This window comes from Actinomadura craniellae, from assembly GCF_003289645.1.
Classification (GTDB): Bacteria; Actinomycetota; Actinomycetes; order Streptosporangiales; family Streptosporangiaceae; genus Actinomadura_D; species Actinomadura_D craniellae.
Map to the genome: position 1 here is coordinate 183,048 of NZ_QLYX01000010.1, position 15,491 is coordinate 198,538.

The 15,491-nt window shown below is 72.0% G+C and carries 16 protein-coding genes; 13 read left to right on the forward strand and 3 right to left on the reverse strand.

The genetic code is table 11. The features are described 5' to 3' along the window. Positions 1–17 precede the first annotated feature (17 nt). Positions 18–1,019, forward strand: coding sequence for an aldo/keto reductase family protein (locus tag DPM19_RS21885; protein ID WP_111869837.1), 1,002 nt, complete (start codon positions 18–20; stop codon positions 1,017–1,019). Here the strand turns inward: DPM19_RS21885 and DPM19_RS21890 are convergent, their stop codons facing one another. Continuing rightward, positions 1,020–1,229, reverse strand: a complete 210-nt coding sequence (locus tag DPM19_RS21890) for a hypothetical protein (protein WP_111869838.1) — start codon at positions 1,227–1,229, stop codon at positions 1,020–1,022. It lies immediately after the preceding gene. A gap of 80 nt (positions 1,230–1,309) precedes the next feature. On the opposite strand from DPM19_RS21890, the gene DPM19_RS21895 reads away from it, so the two are divergent. The 8 genes from DPM19_RS21895 (at position 1,310) to lipB (ending at position 10,262) form a co-directional block, all read left to right on the forward strand. Next, positions 1,310–2,254 (forward strand): bifunctional adenosylcobinamide kinase/adenosylcobinamide-phosphate guanylyltransferase, encoded by a 945-nt coding sequence (locus DPM19_RS21895; protein WP_233510628.1) that lies wholly within the window; start codon positions 1,310–1,312, stop codon positions 2,252–2,254. Beyond that, on the forward strand, positions 2,251–3,027 hold the full coding sequence (gene cobS / locus DPM19_RS21900) for an adenosylcobinamide-GDP ribazoletransferase (protein ID WP_233510629.1): 777 nt from the start codon (positions 2,251–2,253) through the stop codon (positions 3,025–3,027). Before DPM19_RS21895 ends, cobS begins: the two co-directional genes overlap by 4 nt. Positions 3,028–3,157: 130 nt before the next feature. Further along, the gene (locus DPM19_RS21905) at positions 3,158–4,630 is read left to right on the forward strand and encodes a leucyl aminopeptidase (RefSeq protein ID WP_111869840.1); all 1,473 of its coding nucleotides are present in this window, start codon (positions 3,158–3,160) and stop codon (positions 4,628–4,630) included. A 99-nt stretch (positions 4,631–4,729) separates the two neighbouring features. Further along, positions 4,730–6,121 (forward strand): dihydrolipoyl dehydrogenase, encoded by a 1,392-nt coding sequence (lpdA, locus tag DPM19_RS21910; RefSeq protein WP_199485214.1) that lies wholly within the window; start codon positions 4,730–4,732, stop codon positions 6,119–6,121. Positions 6,122–6,157: 36 nt separating this feature from the next. Further along, a complete protein-coding gene (sucB, locus tag DPM19_RS21915) occupies positions 6,158–7,582 on the forward strand; it encodes a 2-oxoglutarate dehydrogenase, E2 component, dihydrolipoamide succinyltransferase (protein ID WP_111869842.1) in 1,425 nt (474 codons plus the stop codon). 107 nt (positions 7,583–7,689) lie between these two features. Further along, positions 7,690–8,583, forward strand: coding sequence for a TIGR01777 family oxidoreductase (locus DPM19_RS21920; protein WP_111869843.1), 894 nt, complete (start codon positions 7,690–7,692; stop codon positions 8,581–8,583). Positions 8,584–8,720: 137 nt separating this feature from the next. Beyond that, positions 8,721–9,470, forward strand: coding sequence for a Type 1 glutamine amidotransferase-like domain-containing protein (locus DPM19_RS21925; RefSeq protein WP_111869844.1), 750 nt, complete (start codon positions 8,721–8,723; stop codon positions 9,468–9,470). Positions 9,471–9,539: 69 nt separating this feature from the next. Beyond that, the gene (gene lipB, locus DPM19_RS21930; protein WP_407642565.1) at positions 9,540–10,262 is read left to right on the forward strand and encodes a lipoyl(octanoyl) transferase LipB; all 723 of its coding nucleotides are present in this window, start codon (positions 9,540–9,542) and stop codon (positions 10,260–10,262) included. Between the two features lie 6 nt (positions 10,263–10,268). Here the strand turns inward: lipB and DPM19_RS21935 are convergent, their stop codons facing one another. Then, on the reverse strand, positions 10,269–10,790 hold the full coding sequence (locus DPM19_RS21935) for a DUF1877 family protein (protein WP_111869845.1): 522 nt from the start codon (positions 10,788–10,790) through the stop codon (positions 10,269–10,271). A gap of 238 nt (positions 10,791–11,028) precedes the next feature. On the opposite strand from DPM19_RS21935, the gene lipA reads away from it, so the two are divergent. From lipA to DPM19_RS21950, 3 genes are all read left to right on the forward strand, one after another. Continuing rightward, entirely contained in the window at positions 11,029–11,961 is a 933-nt protein-coding gene (gene lipA, locus DPM19_RS21940) for a lipoyl synthase (RefSeq protein ID WP_199485215.1), read from the forward strand. 28 nt (positions 11,962–11,989) lie between these two features. Next, complete coding sequence (locus DPM19_RS21945) at positions 11,990–12,685, forward strand: DUF4191 domain-containing protein (protein WP_111869847.1); 696 nt, start codon at positions 11,990–11,992, stop codon at positions 12,683–12,685. Positions 12,686–12,751: 66 nt separating this feature from the next. Next, entirely contained in the window at positions 12,752–13,231 is a 480-nt protein-coding gene (locus tag DPM19_RS21950; protein WP_111869848.1) for a hypothetical protein, read from the forward strand. Positions 13,232–13,237: 6 nt separating this feature from the next. Here DPM19_RS21950 and DPM19_RS21955 read toward each other — a convergent pair whose 3' ends face one another. Then, a complete protein-coding gene (locus DPM19_RS21955; RefSeq protein WP_111869849.1) occupies positions 13,238–13,729 on the reverse strand; it encodes an RDD family protein in 492 nt (163 codons plus the stop codon). 201 nt (positions 13,730–13,930) lie between these two features. Between DPM19_RS21955 and glnA the strand changes: the two genes are divergently transcribed. After that, positions 13,931–15,355: a type I glutamate--ammonia ligase gene (gene glnA / locus DPM19_RS21960; RefSeq protein WP_111869850.1), complete on the forward strand. Its 1,425-nt coding sequence runs from the start codon at positions 13,931–13,933 to the stop codon at positions 15,353–15,355. The last annotated feature ends 136 nt before the right edge of the window (positions 15,356–15,491 follow it).

The following is a 15,491-nucleotide window of genomic DNA, read 5'->3' on the forward strand; positions in this document are numbered from 1 at the left end:
CCGTTAGGGTCGAGATCATGGAATTTCGTCACCTGGGCCGTAGCGGTCTCAAGATCAGCGAGATCTCGTACGGCAACTGGCTCACCCACGGCTCCCAGATCGAGGCGGACGCCGCCCGCGCCTGCGTGCACGCGGCCCTCGACGAGGGCATCACCACGTTCGACACCGCCGACGTCTACGCCGGGACACGAGCCGAGGCGGTGCTGGGCGACGCTCTGAAGGGGCAGCGCCGCGAGGGTCTGGAGATCTTCACCAAGGTCTTCTGGCCGACCGGGCCCGGCCCCAACGACCGGGGTCTGTCGCGCAAGCACATCTTCGAGTCGATCCACGGTTCGCTGCGCCGGCTGGGCACCGACTACGTCGACCTCTACCAGGCGCACCGCTTCGACTACTCCACGCCGCTGGAGGAGACCCTGCGGGCCTTCGACGACCTGGTCCGCCAGGGCAAGGTCCTCTACATCGGGGTCTCGGAGTGGCGGGCCGAGGAGATCGCCCGGGCGCTGGAGATCGCCGAGCAGATGGGCTTCGACCGGATCGTCTCCAGCCAGCCGCAGTACTCCATGCTCTGGCGGGTGATCGAGCCCGAGGTGGTGCCCCTGTGCGAGAAGGAGGGCATCGGCCAGATCGTCTGGTCGCCGATCGCCCAGGGCGTGCTGACCGGCAAGTACCAGCCGGGGCAGCCGCCGCCGGCGGGCTCGCGCGCCACCGACGAGAAGGGCGGGGCCAACTTCGTCAAGCGCTTCCTCAACGACGACCTGCTCACCCGGGTGCAGCAGCTCAAGCCGATCGCGGACGAGGCGGGGCTGACCATGGCCCAGCTCGCGGTGGCGTGGGTGCTGCAGAACCCCAACGTCTCGTCCGCGATCGTGGGCGCGAGCCGGCCCGAGCAGGTGCACGACAACGTCAAGGCGGCGGGGGTCAAGCTCGACGCCGAGCTGATGCGGCGCATCGACGAGGTGCTCGGCGACTCCGTCGTCCGCGACCCGGCCGAGACGACCAGCCCGCGCAGCCGTCCCTGATCAGCCGGCGGGATGCAGGCTCATCGGGCCGTACACGGCCACGCCGTCCTGGAGCAGCGTCACCTGGTCGGCCCCGCCCTCGAGCAGCTCCCGCCAGTTCTCGCCCAGCCACGTCTCGGCGTCGGCCTGGGTGGTGAACGTCTCGTCTGGCAGGCCCCCCTGCTCGGCCAACGTCCCGTCCGCCTTCTCCAGGCGCCAGCTCCACGGCATGCGTCTCCTCCTCCGTCGGCTGCGAGCGTATCGGGACGGCGGGCGCGAAGGCCGGGTGGACACGTCCTAGAGTGCCGCCGGTGAAGATCGAGGTACACGGGGACGGCCCACCGGAGCCGGACTGCCGCTGCGCCGCCTGCGCCCGGGCGCGGGCGGCGGGCGGGCGGCCGGAACCCCTCCGGGTGCTGCTGGACGGCGTGCCGGCCCAGGAGTGCCCGCGCCGCCCGGTGCCCGGCGGCCACGAGGTGCGCGCGCCAGGCGGCGGGCTCGTCCTGGCCGCCGGGGGGCCGGGCGACCGGCCGGAGCCGGCGGCCGGCCCGCCCCATGGGCCCCACCAGCCCTACGACGCGGTGCTGCTGGACCTGGCCGGCGTCCCGGAGCATCTGGGCCTGCTCCGCCGCACGGGTGCGGTGGGTCCGGCCACCGCGGTGCACGCCGTGCACACCGGCCACCGCCTGCCGCCGGCCGAGCTCGCCCGCCGGCTCGGCTGGTGGCGGCGACCGGCCGCGGGGCCGTACCGCACCCTGCTGCTGGGCGGCGTCCGGTCGGGCAAGTCCGCCGAGGGCGAGTTGCGCCTGATGGCCCACCCGGACGTCACCTACGCGGCGACCGGCGGCGCGCGCCCCGGCGACGCGGAGTGGGCGGCGCGGGTCGCCGCCCACCGCGGGCGCCGCCCGGCCTGGTGGCGCACCGTGGAGACCACCGACCTGCCCGGACTGCTGGAGACCGCCCGCGGCGCCGTGCTCATCGACGGGATCGGCGGCTGGCTGACCGCGGTACTGGACGAGGCGGGCGGCTGGGACGACCCCTCGGCCGCGGCGTCCCGCATCGACGAACTCGTGGATGCATGGCGGGGCGCCCGGGCGCGGGTGGTGGCGGTGAGCGAGGAGGTCGGTCTCGCGCCGGTGGCCCTCACCCGGGCGGGCCGTATCTTCACCGACCTGCTGGGCCGGCTCAACCAGCGGCTCGCCGCCGAATCCGAGGAGGCCGCGCTCGTCGTGGCCGGGCGGGTGCTCGACCTGTGAGCGTCCCTGCTCCGCGGGGCGACGGGCTGCGACTGGCGATCAGCCTGCTGACCGTCCTCCCGGTACGCGCGGGGCGGGTCGACCGGGCCATCGCCGGCCGGGCGATGGCGCTGGCCCCGGTGGCCGGTCTGGTCGTCGGCGCGGCCGCCGCCGTGCCGCTGGCCGCGGGCGGGACGCTCGGGCCGGCCGCACCGCTGCGGGCCGTGCTCGCGGTGGCGGTGATCGCCGTACTCACCCGGGCACTGCACCTGGACGGGCTGGCCGATCTCGCCGACGGGCTGGGCTCCGGCCGGGACGCCACCCCCGCGCTGGAGATCATGAAGCGGTCCGACATCGGGCCGTTCGGCGTCGTCACGCTGATCTTCGTGCTGGCGATCCAGGTCACGGCGCTGACCGAGGCCGCGCACGCCTCGGCAACCGTGATTATCGCCACCATGACCGGGCGGCTCGCGATCACCTGGGCCTGCCGTGCGGGAGTGCCTGCCGCCCGGCCGGACGGCCTCGGCGCCCTGGTGGCCGGTTCCGTGCGGCCCCGGGCGGCGGCCGCCGCCACCGCCGCCGTGCTCGCGGTCGCGGCCGGGCTCGGCGGGCTGTTCGGTGGAGCCGGGGCCGCCCTCGCCGCCGGGTCGGCCGTCGCCGCGGGGCTCGCCGCCGCCGAGGCGCTGCGCCGCCACGCGCAGCGCCGGCTGGGCGGCGTCACCGGAGACGTCCTCGGCGCCCTCGTCGAGACCGCCACCACCGCGGCCCTTCTCGTCCTCGCCGCACTGTCCTGAGGCCGTCGATCCTGGTCGGCCCGGAAAAGACCGCCGGAAGCCCGACCGTGACGGTCCCCATACCCGAGCAAGGGCAAGGCTTGATCGAAAGGGCGAAACCGGTCATGGGAGGGGACTAGCATCGGGCTACGTGACGACCATCAGCCTTGACAGTGCCGACCCGACCACCCTGAGCGTCGACGCGATCGTGATCGGCGTCGTACCCGCCGACTCCGGAGTCCGGATCGTGGCCGCGGACCGGGTGGAGCAGTCCTTCGACAGCGGGCTCGCCCCGGCCCTCGCGGCGCTGGGGGCGACGGGCAAGGCCGGCGAGGTCACCAAGCTGCCCACCCTCGGTGCCCTGCCCGCCCCTGTCCTGGTGGCCTGCGGGCTGGGCGAGTCGCCCGACGCCGAGACGCTGCGGCGGGCCGCCGGTGCGGCCGTCCGGTCGCTGGCCGGCAGCGCCCGGGTGGCGCTGGGCCTGCCCGCCAGCACCGCCGAGGAGACCGGCGCGGTGGCGCTCGGCGCGCTGCTGGGCAACTACTCCTACACCCGGTACCGCACCGGCGAGCAGAAGCTCCCGGTCTCCGAGGTCATCGTGGCCGGCGCCGGCGAGCACGCGGCGGCGATCGACCGGGCCCGGGCGCTGGCCGGTTCGGTGACCCTGGTCCGTGACCTGGTCAACACCCCGCCCGCCGACCTCACCCCCGTCGACTTCGCCGAGATCGCGGGCAAGGTCGCCGAGGAGGAGGGCCTGGAGATCGAGGTCCTGGACGAGAAGGCGCTGGCCGAGGGCGGCTACGGCGGCCTCACCGGCGTGGGCCAGGGCTCGGTCAACCCGCCCCGGCTGGTCCGGCTGGCCTACGCCCACCCCGGTGCCACCAAGACCCTCGTCCTGGTCGGCAAGGGCATCACCTTCGACACCGGTGGCCTGTCGCTCAAGCCCGCCGAGGCCATGGACTGGATGAAGTCCGACATGGGCGGCGCGGGCGCGGTGCTCGGCGCGCTGCGCGCGATCGCCCGGCTCGCCCCGGCGGTCAACGTCGTCGGCTACATGGCGATGGCCGAGAACATGCCCAGCGGCACCGCCCAGCGCCCCTCGGACGTGATCAGCATCTACGGCGGCAAGACCGTCGAGGTCCTCAACACCGACGCCGAGGGCCGCCTGGTACTGGCCGACGCCCTCGTCCGCGCGGCCGAGGACGCCCCCGACCTCGTCGTCGACGTGGCCACGCTGACCGGCGCGCAGTTGGTCGCGCTGGGCACCCGGACCACCGGGGTGATGAGCAACGACGACGAGACCCGTGACAAGGTGGTGGCGGCGGCGGGCCTGGCCGGGGAGCCGGCCTGGCCGATGCCGCTGCCCGACGAGCTGCGCAAGGGCCTGGACTCCGCGGTCGCCGACATCGCCAACATCAGCGGTGAGCGGTGGGGCGGCATGCTGGTGGCCGGTGTCTTCCTGCGCGAGTTCGTCGCGGACGGGCTGCGCTGGGCGCACCTCGACATCGCCGGGCCCGCCTTCCACAAGGGCGAGCCGTACGGTTACACGTCCAAGGGCGGCACCGGCGCCGCGACCCGCACTCTGGTCGCGGTGGCCGAGGAATTGGCCGCCGGAACCCTGTGAGCCGGTCCTCGACCGTCCCTGACAAGTGAAAAGATGCCTGCAGGCGGGAACGAGACCCGTCCCGCCGAAGGCGCGAACCGAAAGAGCAAGGAGCGTCCAGTGGCGAACAGCGGCCCCTTCGACATCGTCGTCCTAGGTGGTGGCAGCGGCGGCTACGCCTGCGCGCTGCGGGCCGTAGAGCTAGGGAAGACGGTCGCGCTGATCGAGCGCGACAAGCTGGGTGGCACCTGCCTGAACCGCGGGTGCATCCCGACCAAGGCCCTGCTGCACGCCGCAGAGGTGGCCGACCAGACGCGCGAGGCCGCGACGTTCGGCGTCAAGGCCAGTTTCGACGGCGTCGACATCGCCGGGGTGCACGCCTACAAGGACAAGGTGGTCACCACCACGGTCAAGGGCCTCACCGGGCTGATCAAGTCCAAGGGCATCACGATCATCGAGGGTGAGGGCCGGCTGACCGGCCCGACCCAGGTGACCGTCACCGCCGCCGACGGCTCGACCGACGTGGTCGAGGGCGGGCACGTCGTGCTGGCCACCGGCTCGGCGCCCAAGTCGCTGCCCGGTCTGGAGATCGACGGCGAGCGCATCATCTCCAGCGACCACGCGCTGGTACTCGACCGCATCCCCTCCTCGGTGGTCATCCTCGGCGGCGGCGTGATCGGCGTCGAGTTCGCCAGTGTCTGGCGCTCGTTCGGCGCCGAGGTCACCATCGTCGAGGCGCTGCCGCACCTGCTGCCGCTGGAGGAGGAGAGCAGCTCCAAGCGGCTGGAGCGGGCCTTCCGCCGCCGCGGCATCAAGTACGAGCTGGGCAGCCGGTTCGAGAGCGCCAAGCCGACCGACGGCGGGGTGTCGATCACCCTGGAGGGCGGCAAGACGATCGACGCCGAACTGCTGCTGGTCGCCGTCGGCCGCGGCCCGGTCTCCGAGCAGCTGGGCTTCGAAGAGGTCGGTGTGGAGACCGAGCGCGGCTTCGTCAAGGTGGACGAGTACTGCCGTACCAGCGTCCCGACGGTCTCCGCGGTCGGTGACCTGATCCCCACCCTCCAACTCGCCCACGTGGGCTTCGCCGAGGGCATCCTGGTCGCCGAGCGGCTGGGCGGGCTGAACCCGGCGCCGATCGACTACGACGGCGTGCCGCGGATCACCTACTCCGACCCCGAGGTCGCCTCGGTCGGCATCACCAGCGCGATCGCCCGGGAGCGCGGGCACGAGACCACCGAGGTCACCTACGACCTCGCCGGCAACCCGAAGAGCAAGATCCTCAACACTCAGGGCGAGGTCAAGGTCATCGCCGAGAAGGACGGCCGGGTCCTTGGCATCCACATGGTCGGCGCCCGGGTCGGTGAGCTCATCACGGAGGGTCAGCTGATCTACAACTGGGAGGCGCTGCCGTCCGAGGTGGCGCAGCTGATCCACCCGCACCCGACCCAGTCCGAAGCCGTCGGGGAGGCACACCTCGCCCTCGCCGGCAAGCCCCTGCACGTGCACGGCTGATCGCCCGCACGGTATTCGAAGGAGTCGTTGAGAGCCATGCCGGTCTCCGTCACCATGCCCCAGCTGGGCGAGAGTGTCACCGAGGGCACTGTCACCCGGTGGCTGAAGAAGGAAGGCGAGTCCGTAGAGACGGACGAGCCGCTACTGGAAGTGTCGACCGACAAGGTCGACACCGAGATCCCCTCCCCCGCGTCGGGCGTCCTGGCCAGCATCACGGTCGCCGAGGACGAGACGGTCGAGGTCGGGGCCGAGCTCGCCGTCATCTCCCAGGAGGGTGATGGCGCGGCCCCTGCCGCTCCCGCCCAGCAGCAGGAGCAGCAGGAGCAGCCGCAGCAGGAGGAGGCGCCGGCCGCGCCGCAGCCCCCGCCGCCCGCCTCGTGGCCGCCGCCGGCCGCGCCGCAGCCGCCCGCGGCACCCGCACGGCCCGAGCCGCCCGCGCCCCAGCCGCAGCAGGCCCCGGCCCCCGCCGCCGCGCCGGCTCCCGAGCGGGCCGAGCCCGCGGGCGAGAGCCCCTATGTCACGCCGCTGGTGCGCAAGCTGGCCGCCGAGCACCAGGTCGACCTGGCGGAGGTGACCGGCACCGGCGTGGGCGGTCGCATCCGCAAGCAGGACGTGCTGGACGCGGCCCGCACCCGCCAGCAGGCCCAGCCCGTCCCCCAGGCCGCTCCGGCGGCGCCGGCCGCCGCGGCGCGCCCCGCCCCGGCTCCGGTCGCCCCGTCGGCCGAGGCCGCCCAGCTGCGCGGCACGACCGTGAAGATGTCGCGGCTGCGGCAGACCATCTCCCGCCGCATGGTCGAGTCGCTCCAGGTGTCGGCCCAGCTGACCACCGTGGTCGAGGTCGACGTCACCAAGGTCGCCCGGCTGCGGCAGCGGGCCAAGGCCGACTTCGAGGCGCGCGAGGGCGTCAAGCTGTCGTTCCTGCCGTTCTTCGCGCAGGCGGCGGTCGAGGCGTTGAAGACGCACCCGAAGCTCAACGCGGTCATCAACAGCGAGACCAACGAGGTGACCTACCACGACGCCGAGCACCTCGGCCTCGCGGTGGACGTCCCCGAGCGGGGCCTGATCGTCCCCGTCATCCGGGACGCCGGGCAGCTCAACCTGGCCGGGCTGGCGCACAAGATCGCCGACCTGGCCGAGCGCACCCGCACCAACAAGGTCAGCCCCGACGAGCTGACCGGCGGCACCTTCACGCTGACCAACACCGGCAGCCGGGGTGCCCTGTTCGACACGCCCATCCTGAACCAGCCTCAGGTGGGCATGCTGGGCACCGGTGCCGTGGTGAAGCGCCCCGCCGTGATCGACGACCCCGACCTGGGCGAGGTCATCGCGGTGCGGTCGATGGTCTACCTCGCGCTGACCTACGACCACCGGCTGGTCGACGGCGCGGACGCCGCCCGCTTCCTCACGACGATCAAGAGCCGTCTCGAAGAGGGCAACTTCGAGGCCGAACTCGGCCTCTGAGCATCGCCGAGAGCCCCGTCGCCGTACCCGGCGACGGGGCTCTCCCGTGTCCACACTCGTGGCACGGGCACCTTGGCCCGGCGCCGGACCCTCCCTAAGGTGGCAGGATGAAGATCGCGATCACCGGTTCGACCGGGCTCATCGGCTCCGCCCTGGTGCGGTCGCTGCGCACCGACGGGCACGAGATCGTGCGGCTGGTGCGCCGCCGGCCCGACGGGCCCGACGAGGCACGCTGGGACCCCTACGGAGACGTCGACGCCACCGCCCTGGCGGGTACCGACGCGGTGGTCCACCTGGCGGGAGCCGGCATCGGCGACCGGCGCTGGAGCGAGAAGCACAAGAAACAGGTCCGCGACAGCCGGGTGGTCGGCACCCGCACCCTCGCCGAGGCGCTGGCGGGCCTCGACGACCCGCCCAGAACGCTGGTGTGCGGCTCGGCGATCGGCTACTACGGGGACACCGGCGGCCGCGAGGTCGGCGAGGACGGGCCGCAGGGCGACGGTTTCCTCGCCGACCTGGTCCGCGAGTGGGAGGCCGCCACCCGGCCCGCCACCGCGGCCGGCATCCGGGTCGTGCTGCCGCGGATCGGCGTCGTCCTCACCCCCGAGGGCGGGATGCTCAAGCGACTGCTGCCGATATTCCGGCTGGGACTCGGCGGCCGGATCGGCGACGGGCGGCAGTGGATGAGCTGGATCTCGCTGCCCGACCAGATCGCCGCGCTGCGGTTCCTCATCGACCGCGAACTCGACGGCCCGGTCAACCTGACCGCCCCCGAACCGGTCACCAACGCCGAGTTCACCCGGGCGCTGGGCCGGGCCGTGCGCCGGCCGGCGTTCTTCGCCGTGCCGGGATTCGCGCTGCGCACCGCCCTCGGCGACTTCGCCGACGAGGCGCTCCTGATCGACCAGCGGGTGCTGCCGCGCCGGCTCACCGAGGCCGGGTTCGCCTTCCGGCACCCCCGGCTGGAGGAGGCCCTACGATTCCTGGCCCGGCCCGGCTGACCTGGCCGATCGTGCAGCCGGTTGTGCAGCCGGCCGTGCACCGCGCCATACCGTTGGGGATATCAGGAAAAGCACACCTGCGGTCGTTCCGTAGCCCTACGGTGACACTTAGGTGAACGAGCAGCTAGGAGCGATGTATGAGCACTGACGGGCAGCCGCACATCCTCGCGATCGGCGGCGGCAGCTTCCTCTCCGACGGCCGCTACGGGCTGTCGCCCAGCCCGCTGCTGCGGTACGCGCTGGACCTCACCGGCCAAGATCGCCCACGGGTGTGCTTCCTGGCCACCGCGCTCGGCGACGGCGCCGAGTACATCGCCCGGGGGTACGCCGCGCTGTCCGGGCTCGACGCGGAGGTCAGCCACCTGGCCCTGTTCCCGATGCCCAACGTCCCCGATCCGCGGGCGCACCTGCTGGCCCAGGACCTGGTGTACGTCTTCGGCGGAAGCGTCGCCAACCTGCTGGCGCTGTGGCGGCTGCACAGCCTGGACGAGATCCTCCGCGACGCGTGGCTGCAGGGGGTCGTGCTGACCGGGCAGAGCGCCGGCGCGCTGTGCTGGCACGTCGGCGGCAACACCGACTCCTTCGGCCCCGAGCTGCGCCCGCTGACCGACGGGCTGGGGCTGCTCCCCTACTCGTGCGGGGTGCACTACGACAGCGAGCCCACCCGCCGGCCGCTGCTCCAGCGGCTCATCGGGGAGGGCACGCTGCCCGGCGGGTACGCGGCCGACGAGGGGGTCGGGCTGCACTACGTGGGCACCGAGTTCGTCCAGGCGGTGTCCTACCGCCGCGAGTCCGGCGCGACCGGCGGCGCCTACCGGGTCGAGCCCGACGGCACGGGCCACGCCAAGGAGACCCCGATCGAGCCCCGGCTGCTGACCCTGCCCTGACACCGGGCCCTGGCACCGGCTCCGGCACCGCCCGGTCGAAACCGCTGGCCGGGGCCTAAGCTGGACATCGTGACTGACGTGCGCGAAGCGGACCTGGGCGTCCGTGAACTGATCTACGTCCATGCCGGGTTCGGCGAGCGCGCCGTCCCCTACCCGGCCGGCTGGGAGCTGCAGCGCCGCACCCACGCGCGGCGGGCGGCCGACGAGCTTCCCGACACGGTACTGCTGCTGGAACACGAGCCCGTCTACACCGCGGGCAAGCGCACCGGGGCGCTGGACCGGCCGTTCACCGACCCGGGGGCGCCGGTGATCGACGTCGACCGGGGCGGGAAGATCACCTGGCACGGGCCGGGCCAGCTCACCGGCTACCCGATCGTCAAGCTCCCCGACCCCATCGACGTGCTCGACTACGTCCACCGGCTCGAAGAGATGATGATGCAGGTCTGCGCCGAGTTCGGCCTCCAGACCGTGCGGGTCGAGGGGCGCAGCGGGCTCTGGGTGCCCGGCACTCCGGACCGCAAGATCGGGTCCATCGGCGTGCGGGTCTCCCGCGGGGTCACGATGCACGGCTTCATGCTCAACTGCGACTGTGACATGAGCTGGTTCGACCGCATCGTCCCCTGCGGGATCAGCGATGCCGGCTCGACCTCGCTCACCCGCGAGCTCGGCCGCCAGGTGACCGTCGCCGAGACGGTGCCCCTGGTCGAACGGCACCTCGCCAAGGCGCTGGGCGCCGCCGAGACCTTCCATCGCACCCGCGCCCAGATCGACCCGGCCGGCCGACCCCGGTAAGGCGGGTCAGCCCATCACCTTGTAGATCGCCTGGCCCTCCGCGGCGGCGGCCGCGTAGAAGTCGCTGACGGCGTGGTAAGCGGGCTTGAACACCTCGTCGCGGGCCGACTGGGTGAGGGCGCCGGCGTCCTGCACGTCCGCCTCCATCATCGTGGCGACGTCGAACCGGCCGGTCTGGAACGGGGTGGTCGCCAGGTGGTCGGCGGCCTGCTTGACCCGGTGGGGGTCCAGGTAGATGACGTCCATGCCGAGCTTGTCGGCACCGTCCTCGGTCAGCAGCCTGCCGCCGCACACGACGTCGGCGGCGGGCAGCCTGCCGTCCCACGGGTCGCCGGTGATCAGGTAGTGCAGGATCTGCCAGTTGCGGCCGAGGTTGAGGATCCGGTCGGCGGGCTGGCGCCGCCGCCAGTCGGGCGTGCCGAACACTGCCTGGGCGATCCGGCTCGGATCATCCGGCTCACCGCCGCCTTGGCCCCCGACGCCCTCGATCGTCGGCGGCAGCCTGAGGTAGGACAGTTCCAGGCTCACGGGTGATCCCTCTCTGGGTACGGCTACGACAGCCTGTCACCCTAGAGAGATCCTGGGCCACGATGGGCGGAAACACGGTAATCGGGCCGTTCAAGACCGAGTATCCGCTCTGATCGTTACGGGCCCGGCGCCGTACCGTGACCGGGCCGCCACCGGCCGGGCGCGGGGTGCTCACCATCACGTCGGCGACCCCGACCGCGGGGGGCGGACGGCTCTGCCTGCGGCGTAACCTGGACGGGTGACTGCAGTGACCCCGCAGGGCCGCAAGCTGCTCAGGCTCGAGGCCCGCAACAGCCAGACCCCGATCGAGCGCAAGCCTCCATGGATCAAGACCAAGTTGAAGATGGGCCCCCAGTACCAGGAGCTCACCAAACTGGTCAAGGGCGAGGGGCTGCACACGGTCTGTCAGGAGGCCGGCTGCCCCAACATCTACGAATGCTGGGAAGACCGCGAGGCCACCTTCCTGATCGGCGGCGACCAGTGCACCCGGCGCTGTGACTTCTGCCAGATCGACACCGGCCGGCCCGCCGAGTACGACCCCGACGAGCCGCGCCGGGTGGCCGAGTCGGTGGCCGCGATGGAGCTGCGCTACGCCACGGTGACCGGGGTGGCCCGCGACGACCTGCCCGACCAGGGCGCCTGGCTGTACGCCGAGACCGTGCGCAAGATCCATGAGGCGGTGCCGGGCTGCGGCGTGGAACTGCTGATCCCCGACTTCAACGGGGTGCCGTCCCTGCTGGCCCAGGTCTTCGACGCGCGGCCCGAGGTGCTGGCGCACAACGTCGAGACGGTGCCGCGGATCTTCAAGCGCATCCGCCCGGCGTTCCGGTACGACCGGTCGCTGCAGGTACTGACCGACGCCCGGGCCGCCGGGCTGGTCACCAAGTCCAACCTCATCCTGGGGCTGGGCGAGACCCGCGAGGAGATCTCGCAGGCGCTGCGCGACCTGCACGAGGCGGGCTGCGAGCTGGTGACGATCACGCAGTACCTGCGGCCCACCCCGCGGCACCACCCGGTGGAGCGCTGGGTGAAGCCCGAGGAGTTCGTCGAGTTGGCCGCCGAGGCCGAGGAGATCGGGTTCGCCGGGGTCATGTCGGGCCCGCTGGTGCGGTCGAGCTACCGCGCCGGGCGGCTGTACCAGCAGGCGATCGCCGCCCGCGAGACGCTGTAACCCCCCTGATCGGACTATTGTGAGAGCCATGGCGAACAACCCCGCTCCCGGCTCTCAGGGCAACCCCGGTCGTCTCCAGCAGATCCGTATGGTCGCCCGGGTGCTGCACCAGGCCGACCGCAAGGCGCTCCCCATCGTCTTCGGGTCCGCGCTGGCCGCCCTGGTGCTCTGTGTCGTGCTGGGGTTGGTGTTCGGCGGGCTGTGGTTCTGGATTCCGCTGGGTGTGATGATGGCGCTCGCGGTCGGCCTGATCGTCTTCGGTCAGCTCGCGCAGCGCACGCAGTTCAAGCTGATCGCCGGCCAGCCCGGGGCCGGCGCCGCGGTGCTCAAGCAGATGCGCGGCAACTGGACGGTGACCGAGGCGGTCGGCGGCAACCGCAACCTCGACATGGTGCACCGGGTGGTGGGCCGGCCCGGCGTGATCCTCGTTTCCGAGGGTCCGTCCTCCCGGGTCGGTCCGCTGCTGGGCGCGGAGAAGAAGCGCATCGCCCGGGCCGCCCAGCAGGTGCCCATCTACGACGTCCAGGTCGGCGAGGAGGAGGGCCAGGTCCCGGTCGGCAAGCTCCAGCGGCACCTGATGAAGCTGCCTCGCAACCTCACCAAGGCCCAGGTCATCGAGCTCAACGACCGGCTGCGCGCGCTCCCGGCCACGATGAAGATGCCGAAGGGCCCCATCCCCAAGGGCACCCGGATGCCCAAGGCCCCCAAGCCCCGCCCCCGCTAGCCACCGCATCCGGCGGGGTCGTCGCTCTCGCCCACCGGTGACGGTGCCGGGCTGTACGGTCCCGGCATGGGCGATTTCTACGACTTCTTCCTGACGCTGAACCTCCGCCCCGTCCTCTCGGCGGCCGAGCTCGCCGAGCTGCGCTGGCACCTGGGCCTCGGCCCGCAGCCGGCGGAACTGACGATCCTCACCGACTTCCCCGAAGTCGTCCTGGACGAGAACGGGAAGGCCGAGGTGGACGACAACGGCGACTGGCGGGTGGAAAACGCGCCACGCCCGGTCCTGGCCCGGCGAGGTGCGGCCTGGAGGCTCGGCGGAGCGCTGTTCTCCCTCCTGGAGCCCCGCACCGAGGGCTGGGCCCTGACGACCCGCCAGGAACTACACCCCGACGAGTACCAGCACGTGGACCGGCTACTCGACTGGCTGGGTTCCCGGGCCAACAGCGACTTCGGCTGCTACGCCGGCTACGAACGCTTCTACGAAGAGGACACGATCACCCGACGTTTGGTGATCGAAGACTCCACAATCCGCAGACGCGAACCCTGAAACGTTCTAAACACTGTTGATCACGACGGTGTTGGCGGCCCGGTCGTGGAGGCCGCGGCTGTCGCGGTCCCACAGCAGGGCGGGGACGATCAGCAGCAGCAGGAACGTCCGTACCAGCGACCAGCCCAGGCCGACCGGGCGCCCGTCGAGCCGGGCCACCCGGATGCCGCACAGCCGCTTGCCGATGCTCATTCCCAGCAGCCCGGTGAGCAGCCACACCTCCAGGGCGAACACTCCGGTGGACGTCCAACTCCGGATCTGGCCGCTCCACTCGAAGGTGCGGGCCAGGAAGGCGGCCACGACCGCGGCGAGCAGCAGGTCGACCAGCAGCGCGACGAGCCGCCGCCCGTACCCGGCCACGGAGCCCGGGCCCTTCTCGGGTAGGCCGAGCCGCTCCCCCGGATATCCCAGGTCGACTCCGGCCGAGCGCACTCCGCCCAGCCACGATCCGGTCCAGCGCGACCGCTCGGCCTCTCGCCGTTCGCCACCACTACCCATGGGACCACGGTATCGGCCCGCACCGGACGGTAGAGTCCGGGTGAGGGACTCCCCGGGCCGCGACACCGCCGAACAGGTGGGTGAACGCTCCGTTTGCCCACGAAAAACGCCTCGTAACACAGGCGAAACACATGGGACACGGCAGAGAAACGGCCACCTCATAGCGTCCTATACGCCAAAAAAGCGCCCCAAGGAGGTTGGATGTTCAGCAGCGCCGGAGAGGTCCTGAGCTATATCGAGAGCGAGGGAGTGCGGTTCGTCGATTGCAGGTTCGTGGACCTGCCGGGCACCGTGCAGCACTTCACGTTCCCGGCCGAGAACTTCGGTGAGAACGTCTTCACCGACGGTCTCATGTTCGACGGCTCGTCGATCCGCGGCTTCCAGGAGATCCACGAGTCCGACATGCTTCTGCTGCCGGACCCGACCACCGCGGTGCTCGACCCGTTCCGTCAGCACAAGACCCTGAACATCTCGTTCTTCGTGCACGACCCGCTGACCGGCGAGCCGTACAGCCGCGACCCGCGCAACGTCGCCAAGAAGGCGCAGGACTACCTGCGCAGCACCGGCATCGCCGACACGGTGTACTTCGGCCCGGAGGCCGAGTTCTACATCTTCGACGACGTGCGCTTCGAGACCAAGCAGAACGCCGGCTACTACTACCTCGACTCGATCGAGGGCGCGTGGAACACCGGTCGCGAGGAGCAGGGCGGCAACCTGGGCTCCAAGACCCCGTACAAGGGCGGCTACTTCCCCGTCCCGCCGGCCGACCACTACACCGACCTGCGGTCGGAGATGGTCGAGAAGCTGATCGAGGTCGGCATCACCGTCGAGATGCAGCACCACGAGGTGGGCACCGCCGGCCAGGCCGAGATCGACTTCCGCTTCGGCGAGATGCTCACCACCGCCGACCAGCTCATGCTGTACAAGTACGTGGTCAAGAGCGTCGCCCGGGCGGCCGGCAAGACCGTCACCTTCATGCCGAAGCCCATCTTCGGTGACAACGGCTCGGGCATGCACTGCCACCAGTCGCTGTGGAAGGACGGCTCGCCGCTGTTCTACGACGAGGTCGGCTACGCCGGGCTCTCGGACACGGCCCGCTGGTACATCGGCGGCCTGCTCAAGCACGCCCCGGCGCTGCTGGCCTTCACCAACCCGACCGTCAACTCCTACCACCGGCTGGTGCCGGGGTACGAGGCGCCGGTCAACCTGGTGTACTCGCAGCGGAACCGCTCGGCCTGCATCCGGATCCCGCTGACGGGCTCCAACCCCAAGGCCAAGCGCATCGAGTTCCGGGTGCCGGACCCGTCCTGCAACCCGTACTTCGCCTTCTCGGCGATGCTGATGGCCGGCATCGACGGCATCAAGAACAAGATCGAGCCGGTCGAGCCGGTCGACAAGGACCTCTACGAGCTGCCGCCCGAGGAGGCCCGCAACATCCCGCAGGTGCCGGGCTCGCTGGAGGCCGTGCTCAACGCGCTGGAGGCCGACCACGACTTCCTGCTCGAGGGCGGCGTCTTCACCCAGGACCTGATCGACACCTGGATCAGCTACAAGCGCGAGAACGAGCTGGACCCGATCCGGCTCCGCCCGCACCCGCACGAGTTCGAGCTCTACTACGACGTGTGATCGACGGCGCGCCCCGGGCGGGGCGCGCCGCTCGTGAGGCTCGTGAGGAAGGCCGTCGGCCGTTCGTCCGTTCAGGGCGCGGTCGGCGGCCTTCTTCGTGCGATCGGCGCCGTGGCGGGCGGGGAACGGCCGGGCG